Source organism: Streptomyces sp. SS7, assembly GCF_037993025.1.
Taxonomy (GTDB): Bacteria; Actinomycetota; Actinomycetes; order Streptomycetales; family Streptomycetaceae; genus Streptomyces.
The window spans coordinates 591,637-607,173 of record NZ_CP141223.1 but is presented as its reverse complement, the minus strand read 5'-3'; the positions used below and the strand labels follow the sequence as shown (position 1 = coordinate 607,173).

The window sequence follows — 15,537 nt, the reverse complement described above, 5'->3', positions numbered from 1 at the left end:
CCTCGGCTCAGCTCTCCGGGGCGTCCCCGAAGTCCGGGATCTCCAGCCTGACCCCGCTCTGCCGCGCGGACTCGTGCGCGATGATGCCCGGCAGGGTGTAGCGGGCGGCCACCCAGGCGTTGACCGACGGCAGTGTGCGCGCGTTCACCGACGTCACGAAGTCGTCGACCAGGAAGTGGTGGCTGCCCTCGTGCCCGTTGTGCAGGGTGTCGAACGCGCGGGGCAGCCGCGCCCGGTCGTGCACCGGCGCCGACCCGGAGGTGAAGGCCGCCCGCAGCTCCGGCGCGATGTGCCGCAGCGAGGGGTCGTCGGGGGACAGGGTGGGCCTGGGTTCGAGCAGCTCGCTGATGTCCCGCACGCCCTTCTTGTCCTGCCACAGGGCCACCGTCGCCAGCTGCTCCATGCTGGCCTCGGTCCCGAAGAACCGGAACCGTGATTCACGCAGGTGGGACGGGTAGCCCACCCGCCGGAACTCGTTCGTGCGGAACGAACCGCCGCCCGCCACCTCGAACAGCGCGGTCGCGTTGGAGACGTCGTTCCCGAACTGGCTGACGTCCTTGTCGAAGACGCCGTCGCCACGCTCGTCCACCACCCCGATCGCCGACACGCTCACCGCGTGCGTCTGCCAGGCGCCGAGCACCCCGCCCACCGAGTGTGTCGGGTACAGCAGCGGCGGATAGCTGGCGGTGGCCTTCCAGTTCTCGCCGCCGCTGTAGCGGTACGCCTCGTAGAACCCCAGGTCCATGTCGTGGACGTAGTCGCCCTCGGCGTAGAAGAGCCGCCCGAAGGCGCCCTCGGCGATCTGGTTGCGGGCGTGCACGGTCGCCGGGTTGTACTGGCTGGTCTCGCCCATCATGTACGTCAGCCCGGTCGCCCTGACCGCGTCGATGATCGCCGCGATCTCCTCCGTGCTGATCGCCATGGGCACGGCCGAATAGACGTGCTTCCCGGCGTTCAGGCCCTGGACCACCAGGGGACCGTGGGTCCAGCGCTGGGTGAAGATCGCGACGGCGTCCACCGCCGGCGACTCCAGCATCGCCTCGTACGAGGGAAAGGTACCGGCCAGCCCCTGCGCGGAGGCGAGCTGCTCGGCCCGCTCGGGCAGCAGATCGGTGACGTACACGTCACCGACGCCGGGATGGGCCTGGAACAGCGTCGCGAACTGACCGGAGAACTGGCCGGCGCCGACGATGCCGAGCGAGAACGTCATGGGAGGGGTGCCCTTCGTTTGCCGAGAGCCTTACTTTCATCGCAAAAGAATCTGGCCGTCAAGAGGGTCGATGGTGGCTCCTCGGTCCGCTTGGTCCGGCCGGGCTGAGTCCGGAGCCGGGCCTGATATTTTTGCCGTGAAAGAAAGATCGTGCCCGCCGGCCCTGGGGAGACTGACCCGCATGACCGCACGTACCGCCAGCTGGCTGCCGCTGAGCCCCCAGGAGCGCTCGGTCGCGATCGAGGTGCTGGTCCACGGGCCGCTGTCCCGCACCGACCTCGCACACCGGCTGGGCCTCTCCGCGGGCAGCCTCACCCGGCTGACCAAGCCGCTGATCGAGTCGGGCCTGCTCGTGGAGGCGGCCGAGGCGGGAACCCCTGCCGAGGTGCGGCAGGGGCGCCCCTCGCAGCCGCTCGACGTGGTCGCGGGCTCCCGTTCCTTCCTCGGCTTCAAGATCACCGCGGATCTGGTCTACGGCGTCGTCACCACCCTGCGCAGCGACATCGTCGCCCGGTACGACCGCCCGCTCACCAGCCATGAGCCCGCCGAGGTGGTCGCCCTCCTCGGTGAGATGACCGCGGAACTGACCGGCGCGCACCCCGGGATCGCCGGTGTCGGCATCGGGGTCGGCGGGTTCGTCCGGGACCGTGCCGTGGTCGGCGAGTCGGTCTTCCTCGGCTGGCGGGACGTGCCGCTCGCCGCGCTCGTCGAGGAGCGCACCGGCCTGCCCGTGGTCGTCGAGAACGACGTCGCCGCCCTGGTCGAGGCGGAGACCTGGTTCGGCGCCGGCCGCGGCCTCGACCGCTTCGCCGTCCTGACCATCGGCGCGGGCCTCGGCTACGGACTGGTCCTCGGCGGCCGGCGGGTCCCGTGCGCCGAGGAGGGCCGCGGCTTCGGCCGCCACTGGATCGTCGACCCCCACGGGCCGCTCACGCCCGACGGCCGACGCGGCAGCGCCGTCTCGCTGCTGACCGTCCCCAGCATCCGCTACCAGGTCCAGGCCGCCACCGGCCGCGCGTGGACGTACGAGGAGATCCTCGCCCGCGCCGCCGGCGGCGAGCCCCTGCCCGCCCGGGTCGTCGAGGAGGCGGCCCGCGCCCTGGGCACGCTGGTGGCCCAGATCGCCAACTTCGCCATGCCGCAGAAGATCCTGCTGGCCGGCGAAGGGGTCGGCCTGATGGAGGTGGCCGGCGTCACGGTCGCGGAGACCATCCGCTCCCACCGGCATCCGCTGGCCGCCCCCGTCGACCTGGAGACGAAGGTGTCCGACTTCCACGACTGGGCGCGCGGTGCCGCCGTTCTGGCCATCCAGGTCCTGGTGTTGGGGGCCGGGAAGGACGAACGGGCCGACAGGGGTTGACAGATGGCGGTGTACAGGGGGACGTGATCAGTAACACGGTGCGGAATGACCGAATTATCAGTACTTACTCACGTGGCCTTCACTCTGAGGGTCGTATGCTTCACACCATGTCCACCACTGTTGAAACCGTTTCCGATCGTTCGGCTGACGAGGTCAACGAGGAGATCCGGGCCCTGTGGCTGCGGTCGGGCGGGACACTGAGTGTCGAGCAGCGCGCGGAGTACCAGCGCCTCGTCCTGGAGTGGGCCGCCGCGGCCCCGCAGCCGCTCAACGCGGTCTGATCCTCGTAGGCCGAAGCGGGCACCCTGACCGGGTGCCCTTTTCGTTTGCCTGCCCGGCTCAGCCCCAGGTCGCCGAGTAGTAGTCGCGGTAGGCCCGGCGGTCCTGTTCGGCGCGGAAGTAGCGGGTGGCGACCAGCGCGACCAGACTGCCGCCGATGACCAGCAGGCCGGGGCCGATGGCGTTCGGGTCGGTGAGCCGCGCCGCGAGGGACGTCCCGCCGACGCCCGTCACCGGGGTCGTCGAGCCCGGCGAGGTCGAACCCGGCGCGATCGCCGCCTGGGTGGGGGAGAGGGACGGCTGGGGGCCACCGGAGGCCGCGGCGCCGCCGCCCTGCCCGTCGGCCGGGGCGGACACGATGAGCGTCACGCCCAGCTGGGCCAGCGCCCGGGTCACCGGCTGGAAGAACGTCGTGCCGCCCGTCGTGCAGTCGCCGCTGCCGCCCGAGGTGATGCCGAGCGCGACGCCCTCCGAGAACATCGGGCCGCCGCTGTCCCCGGGTTCGGCGCACACGTTCGTCTCGATCAGCCCGCTGACCGTGCCCTCCGGGTAGTTCACCGTTGCGTCGAGCCCGGTGACCTGCCCGTCCTTGAGGCCCGTGGTGCTGCCGCTGCGGAACACCCGCTGGCCCACGGCCGCGTCGCCCGTGCCGGTGATGCGCACCCCGTTGCCGTTGCCGATCGCCACGACGTCGGCGCCGTCGCCGGCCTTGCCACTGGCGTACTGCACCAGCGAGAAGTCGTTGACCGGGAAGCTCTGCTGCACGGTCTCGCCCACCTGCTGCTGCGCCGTGTTGTCGGCGAACCAGGTCGACCCGGTCGGCCCGCAGTGCCCGGCGGTCAGGATGAAGTCGTTCGTCCCGTTGGTCACGTTGAACCCGGCCGAGCAGCGGCCGCCCGTCGACAGGATCGGCTGGGCACCGTTGAGCCGGGTGGTGAACTTGCCCGCCGTGCGCTCCATCCGGACGTAACTGCCGATGCCCGTCGCGGTCTTCGTCAGGCTCGCCCAGTCGGAGGCCGACACCGTGCTGTCGGCCTGCACGATGACCTCGTTGGTCCTGTAGTCCGTCACCCACGCGGTGCCGGGCACCGTGGGCGCCGAACGCAGCGTCGCCGCCGCCGACTTCAGTTCGTTCATGCTGTGGTCCACGAGCTTGGGCCGGGCGCCCGCCTTGCGCACGGTGGCGGCCGACTCGTCGTCCGTGACTGCCACGACCGGGCGTCCCTCGTCGTCGAGCCAGGTCCCCGCGGTGCGCGCCGTGCCGAGCTTCTTGACCAGCGCCGCACCGGGGTTGGTGACCACGGACTCCGGGGCGGCGCGCGGCGTCGCCGAGGTGGCGGGTGTCTCGGTCGCCATGGCCGCCTGGGTGACCATGGTCCCGCCCAGGAGGAGTCCGCCGACTGCCGCCAGCCGTGTCACTCGCCGGACGATCCGTCGTCGTGCGTGCCTCATGCCCAGCTCCCGAAAACCCCGGTTGTGCGGCTCCAACACCGCGGGGCGCTCCGGTCGTTGAGTGCCCTCACCCCCATACGTGCGAGCGCCCGGTCGTGTTCAGCCCGGAAGTGATCACCTCGCGCCCGGCCGTCGCCCGCCGGACGGCCGCGCCGCCACCTCAGTGTTTGCGTCCCACTCCGCCGAACATCGCCACCTCCGCCGGCTCCGGCTCCGCCGCCTGCCGCTCGGGCCGCCAGCGCGAGCACGACACCACGCCCGGCTCCAGCAGTTCCAGACCGTCGAAGAAGCGCGCCACCCGCTCGGGGGTGCGCTGGGTCAGCTTCGGAGTGCCGTGCTCGTTCCAGAACCGCACGGCCTCGTCCACGTCCGGCATCGCGGGGGTGGTGACGGTGTGCGACAGCACCAGATGGCTGCCCGTCGGCAGCCGGTCGAGCAGCCGACGCACCAGGGCGTACGGGTCCTCGTCGTCGCCGACGAAGATGACCACGCCGAGCAGCATCAGCGCCACCGGCTCCGCGAGGTCCAGGGTCTTCTCCGCGTGCTCCAGGATCGCCTCGGTGTGGCGCAGATCCTCGTCGAGGTAGTCCGTGCGGCCCTCGGGCGTGCTGCTGAGCAGGGCCCGGGCGTGCGCGAGGACCAGCGGGTTGTTGTCGACGTAGACGACCCGGGAGTCCGGAGCCAGCCGCTGGGCCACCTCGTGGGTGTTGTCGGCGGTGGGCAGCCCGGTGCCGATGTCGAGGAACTGGCGGATCCCGGCCCTTGTCACCAGATGGGTCACGGCACGGCCCAGGAAGAGCCGGTCGGCGCGGGCGTACTCCCCGATGTCCGGGTGTAACTCCCGGATGCGGTCGCCGGCGGCCCGGTCGACCTCGTAGTGGTCCTTGCCGCCCAGCCAGTAGTTCCAGATGCGGGCGGTGTGCGGCTGGGTGATGTCGATACGGGAGTTCTCCGGCGTGGGGGTGACGGACGTCATGGGTTCGGCTCCGGCGGCAGGAGGGGGAAGGGGGAGGCGTGATATCGGCAAGCAATCTATGCAAGGGAGCCGGCACCCGGGGGGCGACCGGCGGAATCCGTGCCGGGATGCCCGGAAACCGCCGTCGCCGGGCCGCGCCGCACCGGCGGCCCCGGGGAGCATCGCGCGGCCGCGCCGACCACGGTCCGGGGCTGCCGAGGTCGGGATCAGCCTGCCTAGACTGCCCGCATGGACGACAACGCGCTCGACCGGCTCGGAGCGGGCAAGTACCTGCTGATCACCAGCTACCGCAAGAACGGCACCGGGGTCGCGACCCCGGTCTGGGTGGTGCGCGACGGGGACACGCTCGGGGCCTGGTCGGCCGCCGACGCCTGGAAGGTGAAGCGGATCCGGGCCCGCGCCGACGTCCTCGTGGGCCCCTGCGACGTACGCGGCAATCCCACCGGGGCACCGGTCCCGGCCACCGCCGAGATCTGCGACGCCCGGACCACGGCCCGCTACCGCACCCTGCTGGCCCGCAAGTACGGCGTCCTCGGGCGGCTCACTCTCCTGGGCAGCAGGCTGCGGCGCGGGCTGGACGGCACGGTTGGGATCCGCATCACGCTCTGAACACGCAAGAGGGGGCATGGACCGCCCGGTCCATGCCCCCTGAGTGACGACCGCCTACGGCGCGTCCTCGACCGTTCCCGTCAGGACCGGCCCGTCCGGCAGCGGCTCGGCGTTCTCGTCCGTCAGCGCCAGCCGCATCGACTCGACCGGCTCGGCCACCTGGTCCCGCACCGTCTTCACGGTGAAGTCCGTGGTGGTGGACCCGGCCGGGACGCCCATCCACGCCCACAGGTTCGCGCTGGACAGCGGGCGCTCCGGGTCGGGCAGGTCACCGGACCAGTCCAGCAGCCACTGCGGGTCCACGTCCTTGGTGGACAGCTCGGTGCCCTCGGTGACCGGCAGGACCCGGACGGGCTGCCAGAAGACCACGTCGGCCGGTTCGGAGAGGGAGATCCGCCAGGTCAGCGTCCCGCCCTCGGTCACCTTGTCCGTGACCGGCGTCAGCGTCACCTTCGGCGCGGGATCGTCGTTCTGCGCGGTGACCCCGCCCTGGTACGAGCCGATGACCGCACCGCGCACGGCCTTGGCGACGACGTCGTGCCGCTGGTCGTAGCCGAAGCGGGTGTCGCCCTTCACCACGACCGACACATTCAGCGGGTTCGCTCCGGGCCGCACGGCGACCAGCTTGTCCACGGCACGGCCGGTGTCCGGGTCGATGACGGAGAAGCGGACCCGGCCCGTGCCGTGTCCGGTGACCTTGACCGGGACGCGGTAGGTGCGGGTGCCGGAGTCGCCCTCCTTGACCGTGAGCCTGCCGATGTCGACCCGCGGCAGGGTGGCCGCCGCGACCGCCGGGGTGCCGGGGGCCCAGCCCCAGGCGTCCATCAGCCAGGCCCGCCCGGAGCGCGAACGCGGCGTCAGCTCGAGCGACTTGACGTGCTTGAGGTCGAACCTGCCGCGGGTGGCCGCGGTCAGCGGGACCCGCACCTCGCGCGCCCAGTAGGAGGAGGTCCGCACGGTGCCCGGCAGCCCGTCGACCTTCACCTGGCCGAGCCTGGCACGGTGACCGGCGGAGTCGGTGAGTGACACGTCCAGCTTGGTGCCGGTGGTGTTGGGCGGCACGAAGACGCGCAGCGTCAGGTTCTTGGCGCCGGACAGGGAGAGCGGCTTGGCGGGGGTGACCTTCGTGGCCCTGCCGGGCGTCGACCACTTCAGCGCGACCGCGCCGCGGCCGGCCTCCTTCTCCAGCGCCCAGGTGGCGAAGTGCGGGGAGGAGCCGTGGGCGTCCGCGCCCAGACAGGCCTTGGCGGGGGCCGGGTCGACGGCCGCGCACAGCCTGCCGCCGGTCACCTTCACCCCGGCGTCCGGCAGGAACGCGCCGGTACGGCGGGCGCCCACGGCGTGGGTCAGCACCCGGGCCGGGTCGGCGGAGGGGGCGCGCCGGCCGGTGCCGTCGAGCAGCGGGCGCACCCGGTCGTCGCCGGCCACGAACAGCCGGGCGGCCGCGGCGATGTAGGTCGCGCCGGCCCGGTGCTGCTGGTCGGCGGTCAGCCGGGTACGGGTGCCCGTGGAGCAGACCGGGTCGCGGTCCGTGCGCTCCGGGTCGTCCCAGAAGTCGTCGTTCGCGGGCGCCTGGGCCTTGCCCGGGGTCCACTCCGTGTTGAAGAAGTTGTGGTTGGCGCCGACCACGTAGACGGAGCTGTGCAGGGCGGTGCCCTTGCTGACGCCGCGCGTGCCGTCGGCGTACACCTCGCCCTGGAGGTCGGAGACGTCACCGTCGCAGCCGGGCAGGATCGTCGTGGAGGGGACGTCGGCGACCGGGTTCTGGCCGAAGACGGTCGGGCCGATGAGCACGGTCCCGCGGATCTTCCAGCGGACCGGGCCCCGGTAGCCGTCCTGGGCGGCGGGCGCCGGGTAGAGGCTGTCCATCGCGGCCCGGTTGACGCCCTCGCCGCCGCGCGAGTGGCCGACGAGCAGGACGCGGTCCAGGTCCACCTGCGCGGTGCGTACGGCCGCCGGCGCGTCGGCGGGGTGGGCGGCCCAGCCGGCCCACTTCGCCAGGTGCCGGCGCACCAGGGACGAACGGGCCTGGGCACCGCCGTCCTCGGCCGCCCAGTCCTGGCCGTTGATGCCGTTCGCCGAGATCGACACCGTGACATAGCCCTGCGAGGCCAGCAGCTTCTGGTCCTGCAGGTAGCCCTGGTAGCTCGGGATCGCCTTCAGCCCGGTGGGGCAGGGCCAGTCACCGGTGACGCCGTCGTCGCCGCCGCCCGGCTTGTAGCAGGTGGCGTGCCGGCCGTGCAGGAACAGCGCGAGCGGCCGCTTGCCGGTGGCGCCCTTCGGCGCGACCACCACGGCCTGCATCTCGACCGGCTGGGGGAAGTCGGGCAGTTTCACCGGGGCGAGGTCGTACTCACCGGTGACCGTGCGGTACGCGCCCGGCTTGCCGGGGTCCACCGGGTTCGCCGGGAGCGCGGCCGGGGGACGCGCGGCCGCCAGGGAATCCCTCGACGGTGCGTCCGAGTCTGCGGCGCTCTCGTCCAGCCGGCGGCCCGCCGCGAGGACCTGGAGGTCCGTCAGCGACGCGGCCCGGTCGAGGGACAGCCGGAAGGTACGGCCGTCCCGGGCCGGCTTCGGCACCCCGAGCAGCCGGCCGCCCGCGTGGAACTCGACCCGCGCGTCCCCCATGGGCACGGGTCGCTCCGCGCGCCACACCAGCTGACGTGACGCACCCTCACCGGTGACGCGCCACCCCGGGGGCAGGCCGTCGTCGGAAGCGGCCGACGCCGTCGTAGCGGACGGCTGCCGGGCCTGGGCCAGCCCGGGTGTTCCCGCCAGGGCCGCGAGCACGGCCACGGCGGTGACACCTATGCGCCGGGCATGCAACAAGGGTCCCTCCTCACACTTCGTGCGTGGGCGTCTCCCGTCCGTTCCGGGAGCACCTCACGCCTGCAAGGAGGCGATCAGGGACCTGTGGGTTGCCTGTGAGGAGCGAACCGGCCTGTGAATGACCGGAATTGAGCCATCGGGTGCGTGTCGCCGCGCTGTCCGGCGCTAGCGGTGCCAGCCCCGGTACGGCTCGTCGACCAACTGGAACACCGGCTCGCCGCGGACCGGGTCCTTCACGGTGGAGAGCCGGACGCGATCGCCGCTGTGGATGCCGATGAGGGGGCCCATGACCCGGCCCCGTACGACGAACCCCTCGGCCATCTCGACCAGCGACACATTGCGCGCGGAGGGCGTGTTGCGGTGGACGACGGTGGCGTGGCGGACCGTCCCGACGCCCTCGCTGCGCTCCGTGCGCAGGTCGCTGCCCTGGCACACCGGACACAGCAGCCGGTGGTACATGGCGGTGCCGCACCAGGTGCAGCGCTGGAAGAGGATCGCCTCGCCGTCGGCCTTCGCGCGGTCGAGCAGCCCCGCGGAGGAGCCGGCTGCCCGCTGAACGGCGCTTCCTGAGTAGTGGTACACGCTGGTCAACTCCCTGCCCTGGGCCGGAATCCCCCGTGCGCGGCCCGGCCGTGCACGGATGTGCCCGGTCGCCGTGCCACCGTGCACGGCCACAGCGTATGGCACTGAGTGCCACAGGTAAAGGTACCGCGTACCCTGATGAGGGAGCGGAGCTGATTCAGCTCCGGCCGAGCGTCGTCTCGATCTCCTGCACCACCCGCCACAGCGGCGCCCCGCGCCGCGAGACCACCACGACCACGTCCTCGGGCTGCTCGGCGGGCGGGTGTGCGGGCGCGGGCGCCGCGCCGAACGCCGCCTGCACATAGCCCAGCGCGTGGTCCACGGTCGCGGTCGCGTCGCCCTCGCCGTCCGAACGCAGCCACGACCTGAGGGCGTTGTTGTGCGCGGCCACCACGGCCGAGGCGATCACATCGGCCCGCAGGCTGCCGTCGGCCCCGCCGGCGAAGCGGCCCCGCAGGTACTCGGCGAGGGCGCGCTCGTAGCGCCACACCACCGACAGCTCGTACGCGCGCAGCCCGGGCACCTTCTTGGTGAGCCGGTAGCGCTGCACCGAGAAGGAGGGGTTCTCGGCGTACATCCGCAGGACGAGCCGGGCGCCGTCGCACACGCGCCGGACCGGCTCCGCGTCCGGTTCGCTCGCGGCGAGGAAGGCGGTCATGTCGGCCAGGCACCGCTCGTGGTCGGGGAAGACCACGTCCTCCTTGGAGGGGAAGTAGCGGAAGAACGACCGCCGGCCGACGCCCGCGAGGGCCACGATGTCGTCGACGGTGGTCTGCTCGTAGCCCCGCTCCAGGAACAGCCGGAAGGCCGCCGCGACCAGGGCGTCCCGCATGGGCGGCTTGGCCTCCGCCTTCTCAGTGGCGCTCATGGACGGGAACGTAACACCCGGGGCGCTGCGATGGCACTCAGTTCCCTCCTTTTTCCCCCGGGCAGGGAACTGAGTGCCTGGCACGGTGTGCCGGGACGGCAGGGGCTCAGAGCCGCTCGGCCGCCTCGACGACGTTCGTCAGGAGCATCGCCCGGGTCATCGGGCCGACGCCGCCGATCGGCGGGGCGAAGGAGCCGGCGACATCGCCGACATCGGGGTGCACGTCACCGAGGACGCCCTCGACCGTGCGGGTGAGGCCCACCGACAGCACGGTGGCGCCCGGCTTGATCCAGTCCGGCCGCACCAGATGGGCCACCCCGGCGGCGGCCACGACCACGTCCGCCTCCCGGGCGTGCGCGGCGGTGTCCTGCGTCGCCTCGTGGCACAGGGTCACCGTGGCGTGCTCGGTGGCGCGCGTCAGCATCAGGCCCAGCGGACGGCCGACGGTCACACCGCAGCCGATCACGCAGAACTGCTGCCCGGTGATCTCCACGTGGTTGCGGCGCAGCAGATCGATGATGCCGCGCGGGGTGCACGGCAGTGGCCCGGGGATGCCCAGCACCAGCCGGCCCAGGTTCGTCGGGTGGAGCCCGTCGGCGTCCTTGACCGGGTCGATCAGCTCCAGCACGGCATGGGTGTCGATGTGCGCGGGCAGCGGGAGCTGCACGATGAAGCCGGTGCACGCCGGGTCGGTGTTCAGCCGCAGCACCGCGGCCTCGACATCGGCCTGGGAGGCGTCGGCGGGCAGCTCCACCCGGATCGAGGCGATGCCGACCTGCGCGCAGTCGCGGTGCTTGCCGCCCACGTAGGAACGGCTGCCGGCGTCGTCGCCGACGAGGATCGTGCCCAGCCCCGGGGTGATGCCGCGCTCCTTGAGCGCCTCGACACGCAGCGCGAGTTCGTTCTTGATGTCGGCCGCGGCGGCCTTGCCGTCGAGAAGAGTTGCGGTGGTCACGGAGTGGACGAGCCCTTCGGGAGAGAAACGACGGTCCTGTCATCGTACGACCCCCGCGTCCCCCTCCCCGCAGGAGCACCCACCGCCCCGGCGTAACCTTTCGGCACCGCCGCCCAGCCCGAGGAGCCCCCGTGCCGTCCGCCCGTCCCCGTCTCCTCTACGTCACCGACCTGGCCTACCCGGCCCGCGGCCGGCGCTACGGCGACGAGGACGTCCGGCTCACCTCCCTGCTGCGCGCGGACTTCGACCTGGCCCTGTGCCACCCCCTGGACGCGGCGGCCCTGATGGCCGGGTTCGACGCCGTGGTGGTCCGCAACAGCGGCCCCGTCCTCGGCTACCAGGACGCCTACGACGCCTTCCGCGAGCGCGCCCTGCACGACGGCGTCCGCGTCTACAACCCGCTCACCGGGCGCGCCGACATGGCCGGCAAGCAGTACCTCCTCGACCTCGGCGCCCAGGGGTACCCGGTGATCCCCACCGTCGACCGCGCCGAGGACCTGCACCGCCTGCCCGCGGCCGGCCGGTACGTCGTCAAGCCCAAGCTGGGCGCGGACTCCCTCGGCCTCAGGACCGTCACCGAGGACGACCTGCCCGCCCTGGCCGACGGCACCGTCCTCGTCCAGCCGTGCGTCGACTTCGCCTACGAGGTCTCCTTCTACTTCGTCGACCACGACTTCCAGTACGCCCTGTACGCCCCGGACCCCGGCCGCCGCTGGGAGCTGCAGCCCTACGAGCCGACCCCCGCCGACCTGGAGTTCGCCCACCGCTTCATCGAGTGGAACACCCTCGCGTACGGCATCCAGCGCGTCGACGCCTGCCGCGCCCCCGGCGGCGAGCTGCTCCTCGTCGAACTGGAGGACCTCAACCCCTATCTCTCCCTGGACGTCCTCGACGACGGCGCCCGGGACGCCTTCGTCGCGGCGACCGCGCGTTCGCTGCGCCGCTTCCTGACCGGCTGAACCCGTCCGCCCGTCCGCCCGTATCTCTCCCCGGGGACACGGAACGGAGGGAGACCAGGGTGCCGACACCGGCCGAACCCGGACAACCGCAGGAGCGCAAGGTCGTGGAGCCCATCCGGGTTCTCAGGCCCCGCAACACCGACGCCCTGGCGGACCTGTTCCGCGAGATGACCGAGCTGACCAAGGAACCGGTCTCCTACGAGTCGATCCCGATGCAGGGGCTGCCGGACGGCACCGACGAACCGGCGACGGAGCGGCTCCCGCCGGTGGGGCACTGGACCGATGCCGTCCCCGCGGCCGACGCCCACGACCCCGCGGGACCGGCGACGGAACCGGTCGCCGGCCAGGACTGGGCGGAGGAGCGGTCCCCGTCCGAGCCCGCCGCGGACCGGGGCGCCGCGGCGCCGGCGGGGTGGGGCGAGCACCCTTCCGCCGCGGCCTCGGCGGGTCCGGCTGAGCGGCCCTCGTACGGATCGCGCCCCACTCGCCCCGCCGGCCGCCCCTACGGGCCCCCTCGGGGACGCACCGGCGCGCACCCCGCGGCGCCGGCGGCGCGCGGTGCGCGCGGGCGGCGCGACGCCGAGGGGCCGGGCAACGGGCTGCGCCGGGCCGCCATCGCGGTCGGCGTGTGCGCCGCGGCGCTCGTCGGCTTCGCCGGTGCCCTGCTGGTGCCGGGCCGCGGCGGCGAGGCGGCGGCGGAGACCGTCCGGCCGCAGCCGAGCGCCACCCAGCCGGACACCTCCTCGCCGTCGGCCGACCCCGACGGCGCCGGCACGCTGCGGGAGGGCGACAGCGGCCCCGAGGTGACCGACCTCCAGCAGCGGCTGCTGAAGATCCCCGACGTGTACCGCGACGGCCCCACCGACGGCCGGTACGACGCCACCCTCACGGAGGCCGTGGCCCGCTTCCAGCTCTGGTACGGCATCCGGGGCGACGAGGACGGCGTGTACGGCGACGACACCCGGCAGGCGCTGGAGTCACGCACCGGCGGCTGACACCGGCGACCGGGCCGACGGGGGACCGGTCCGGTCAGTCGGCGGCGTCCAGGGGCACCTGGATGTCCAGGACGCACACGTCGTCCCGGCCCTCCGGTCCCGGCAGCGCGCCGAGCAGGCGCTCCAGCGGCACCGGGCCGTCCGGGTGGGGGGCCGCCGCGGCGCGGGCGAGCCGCTCCAGGCCCAGGTCGATGCTCTCCCCGGGGCGTTCCACCAGACCGTCGGTGTACAGCACCAGTCGGTCGCCCGGGGCGAGCAGGCACTCCGCCTCCGCGTAGCGCGGGGTGTCGCGGGCGCCGAGCAGCATGCCGTGCGGCCGTTCGAGGTAGCGGGCCTCGCCGGAGCGCAGCAGCAGCGGCGGGGGATGCCCGGCCTGGGCCCACACGAGCCGCCGCCCGGCGGGGCTGTAGCGGGCCAGGACCATGGTCGCCGTCCCGTGCGGGTCCCGGGAGTGCAGCAGCAGTGCGTTGAGGCGGGAGAGCGCCCCGGTCAGCGAGGAGCCGGTGATCACCATGCCTTTGGCGGTGAACCGCAGCAGGGCCATCGAGGCGACGGCGTCCAGACCGTGCCCGGTGACGTCACCCACCACGAACAGGGCGTCTCCGTCCGGCAGTTGGATGGCGCTGAACCAGTCGCCGCCCACGTTGAGCCCCGACTGCGCGGGCAGGTAGGCGATGTCGACGCGCAGTCCGGCCAGCCGTACGGGCTCCTTCGGCAGCGGCAGCAGCGCGTCCTGGAGCCGGGCCGCGACCGTGCGCTCGGCCGTCAGCGCGCCCTGCTGGGTGAGCATCGCGCGTTCGCTGGCGAGCAGGGCGAGTTCGGCGCTGCGCTGGGCGCTGACGTCCTGGAGGAAGCCGTGCGCCTCGACGGGGGTGCCCTCGGCGTCCGTCACCGCCTCGGCGACCGCCCGCAGATGGCGGACGCCGTCCCGGGCGGCGACCCGGAACGGTACGTCGCACGGTCTCCCCTCGTGCACCAGCTCGCCGACGGCACGGGCCAGCGCGGGCACGTCCTCGGGCAGGGCGAAGCCGGGCAGCCGGGTCAGCGGGACGGGTCCGTGCGCGGGGTCGCGTTCGAGGAGGGCGTAGACCTGGGCGGACCAGTTTCCCTCGCCGGTGGTCAGGTTCCAGGTGGCCCAGCCGAGCCGGCCGAGCCGCTGCACGTCCGCCAGCCGCTGCTCCTGGCGGTCCGAGGGGTCGTGGCGCACCCAGCTGACGACCAGTCCGTCGCCCAGCCGGGCCACCCGCGCCGCGTAGGTGGCCAGCTCGCTGACCCCGGCGACACTCTGCTGCCGGGCGAACGGCTCGCTCTCGTAGGGCTCCTCGCCCTCCAGCGCCTTCAGGCACCCCTGCCACAGCGGCTCGTCCACGGCCGTGGGCCAGCATTCCAGGAAGCGCAGACCGCGCAGCTCGCGCCCGGCGCGGCCGACGGCGTCGGAGGTACCGGCGGCGACGGCCTCGATCCGGAAGTCCTCGACGGCACCCGAGGGCCCGCGCACCGGCGTGAGCAGCACCGCGGCGACCGGCAGCCGGTCGAACACCGTCTGCACGGCGTCCGCGGCGGCACCGACGGCCGGCTCCCGCCGGACCCCGAACGTGTGCAGCGGTCCCGCGCACAGCCGGGCGACGGCCTGCAGATGCGCGCGTACGGCGGCCGGGAAGGGGCCCGTGCGGCGGCGCAGCACGCCGAGCGCCACCTCGGCCGGCTCGCCGGTGCCCACCGCCAGCCAGGCGCGGGAGCCCCACCGCGACGCGCCCCCGATCAGCAGGTACCGCTCCTGGTCCGCCGCCGGGTCCTCCAGCCAGCGGGCCTCGTGGGTGCTCAGCGTCTCCAGCGCGGCGATCCCGGCGAGCGGCGGCACCCGGCCCCACTGCAGGGCGAGCGTCTCGTCGATCCCGGCGTGCCCGACCAGTTCCAGCCCGCCGGTGGGCAGCCGGGCGTAGAGCATGACCGCGTCGGCGTCCGCGTCGGCGGCGAGCCGGTCGAGCACACAGCGGGCGAGGTCCTGGGGGGTGCCGACCCGCACGAGGGCCCGGGCGAACCGGGCCAGGGCCGAGGAGTCGGCCTCGTCGGGGGCCGGGTGCGCTTCGTCCGGCCCCTCGTGCGGTGGGGTTGCGGAGGGGTGCGGTTCGGCGGCGGTGCGCGCGGTCAGTGAGCCGAGGGTGAGCCAGCACTCCTCCAGGAGGGTCCGCCGGGCGGCCTTCGCCCGGCGCTGCAGTTCCTCCTGTGCCGCGTCGGGGGAGCAGCCGAGCCGCGCCATGACCGCGCCCTTGGCCCGCTCCCGGACGGCCGCGGTGGCGGCCAGTTCCTGGAGCCGGTCCATCTCCGCGCGCTGGCGTGCCACGACCCGGGTGAGGGCGGCCATGTCGGGTGTCTCGCCCGACTCCGGGGGCAGCGCGGATTCGCTCGTCACGCATCGAGCATGGCACAGGTGTGCGGCTGCGATCAGGCCCTTGCGCCGAC

At 73.6% G+C, this 15,537-nt stretch carries 13 protein-coding genes; 5 read left to right on the top strand and 8 right to left on the bottom strand.

The window, feature by feature from the left end; genetic code table 11:
• Positions 1–7: 7 nt before the first annotated feature.
• Entirely contained in the window at positions 8–1,210 is a 1,203-nt protein-coding gene (locus tag U5640_RS02755) for a Gfo/Idh/MocA family oxidoreductase (RefSeq protein WP_340374197.1), read from the bottom strand.
• Positions 1,211–1,391: 181 nt separating this feature from the next.
• Between U5640_RS02755 and U5640_RS02750 the strand changes: the two genes are divergently transcribed.
• Entirely contained in the window at positions 1,392–2,570 is a 1,179-nt protein-coding gene (locus tag U5640_RS02750) for an ROK family transcriptional regulator (protein WP_340374196.1), read from the top strand.
• 95 nt (positions 2,571–2,665) lie between these two features.
• A complete protein-coding gene (locus U5640_RS02745; protein WP_055632074.1) occupies positions 2,666–2,851 on the top strand; it encodes a hypothetical protein in 186 nt (61 codons plus the stop codon).
• Positions 2,852–2,909: 58 nt separating this feature from the next.
• Here U5640_RS02745 and U5640_RS02740 read toward each other — a convergent pair whose 3' ends face one another.
• Positions 2,910–4,301, bottom strand: coding sequence for a S1 family peptidase (locus tag U5640_RS02740; protein WP_340374195.1), 1,392 nt, complete (start codon positions 4,299–4,301; stop codon positions 2,910–2,912).
• A 160-nt stretch (positions 4,302–4,461) separates the two neighbouring features.
• Positions 4,462–5,277: an SAM-dependent methyltransferase gene (locus tag U5640_RS02735; protein WP_340374194.1), complete on the bottom strand. Its 816-nt coding sequence runs from the start codon at positions 5,275–5,277 to the stop codon at positions 4,462–4,464.
• A gap of 228 nt (positions 5,278–5,505) precedes the next feature.
• On the opposite strand from U5640_RS02735, the gene U5640_RS02730 reads away from it, so the two are divergent.
• Positions 5,506–5,886 (top strand): PPOX class F420-dependent oxidoreductase, encoded by a 381-nt coding sequence (locus U5640_RS02730; protein ID WP_340374193.1) that lies wholly within the window; start codon positions 5,506–5,508, stop codon positions 5,884–5,886.
• Positions 5,887–5,940: 54 nt separating this feature from the next.
• On the opposite strand, the gene U5640_RS02725 is transcribed toward U5640_RS02730, so the two are convergent.
• The 4 genes from U5640_RS02725 to U5640_RS02710 form a co-directional block, all read right to left on the bottom strand.
• Positions 5,941–8,715, bottom strand: a complete 2,775-nt coding sequence (locus tag U5640_RS02725) for a hypothetical protein (RefSeq protein ID WP_340374192.1) — start codon at positions 8,713–8,715, stop codon at positions 5,941–5,943.
• 165 nt (positions 8,716–8,880) lie between these two features.
• The gene (locus U5640_RS02720) at positions 8,881–9,297 is read right to left on the bottom strand and encodes a zinc ribbon domain-containing protein (protein ID WP_067254830.1); all 417 of its coding nucleotides are present in this window, start codon (positions 9,295–9,297) and stop codon (positions 8,881–8,883) included.
• Between the two features lie 157 nt (positions 9,298–9,454).
• Positions 9,455–10,165, bottom strand: coding sequence for a TetR family transcriptional regulator (locus tag U5640_RS02715; RefSeq protein WP_340374191.1), 711 nt, complete (start codon positions 10,163–10,165; stop codon positions 9,455–9,457).
• Positions 10,166–10,271: 106 nt separating this feature from the next.
• Positions 10,272–11,120, bottom strand: coding sequence for a bifunctional methylenetetrahydrofolate dehydrogenase/methenyltetrahydrofolate cyclohydrolase (locus tag U5640_RS02710; RefSeq protein ID WP_340374190.1), 849 nt, complete (start codon positions 11,118–11,120; stop codon positions 10,272–10,274).
• Positions 11,121–11,251: 131 nt separating this feature from the next.
• Here U5640_RS02710 and U5640_RS02705 point away from each other — a divergent pair, with 131 nt between their 5' ends.
• Both U5640_RS02705 and U5640_RS02700 read left to right on the top strand, forming a co-directional pair.
• Positions 11,252–12,079, top strand: a complete 828-nt coding sequence (locus U5640_RS02705; RefSeq protein ID WP_340374189.1) for a hypothetical protein — start codon at positions 11,252–11,254, stop codon at positions 12,077–12,079.
• A 59-nt stretch (positions 12,080–12,138) separates the two neighbouring features.
• Positions 12,139–13,074 (top strand): peptidoglycan-binding domain-containing protein, encoded by a 936-nt coding sequence (locus U5640_RS02700; protein WP_340374188.1) that lies wholly within the window; start codon positions 12,139–12,141, stop codon positions 13,072–13,074.
• Between the two features lie 34 nt (positions 13,075–13,108).
• Here U5640_RS02700 and U5640_RS02695 read toward each other — a convergent pair whose 3' ends face one another.
• Positions 13,109–15,439 carry a SpoIIE family protein phosphatase gene (locus U5640_RS02695; protein ID WP_340384897.1) on the bottom strand — a complete coding sequence of 777 codons (2,331 nt, stop codon included), beginning with the start codon at positions 15,437–15,439 and terminating at the stop codon, positions 13,109–13,111.
• Positions 15,440–15,537 lie beyond the last annotated feature (98 nt).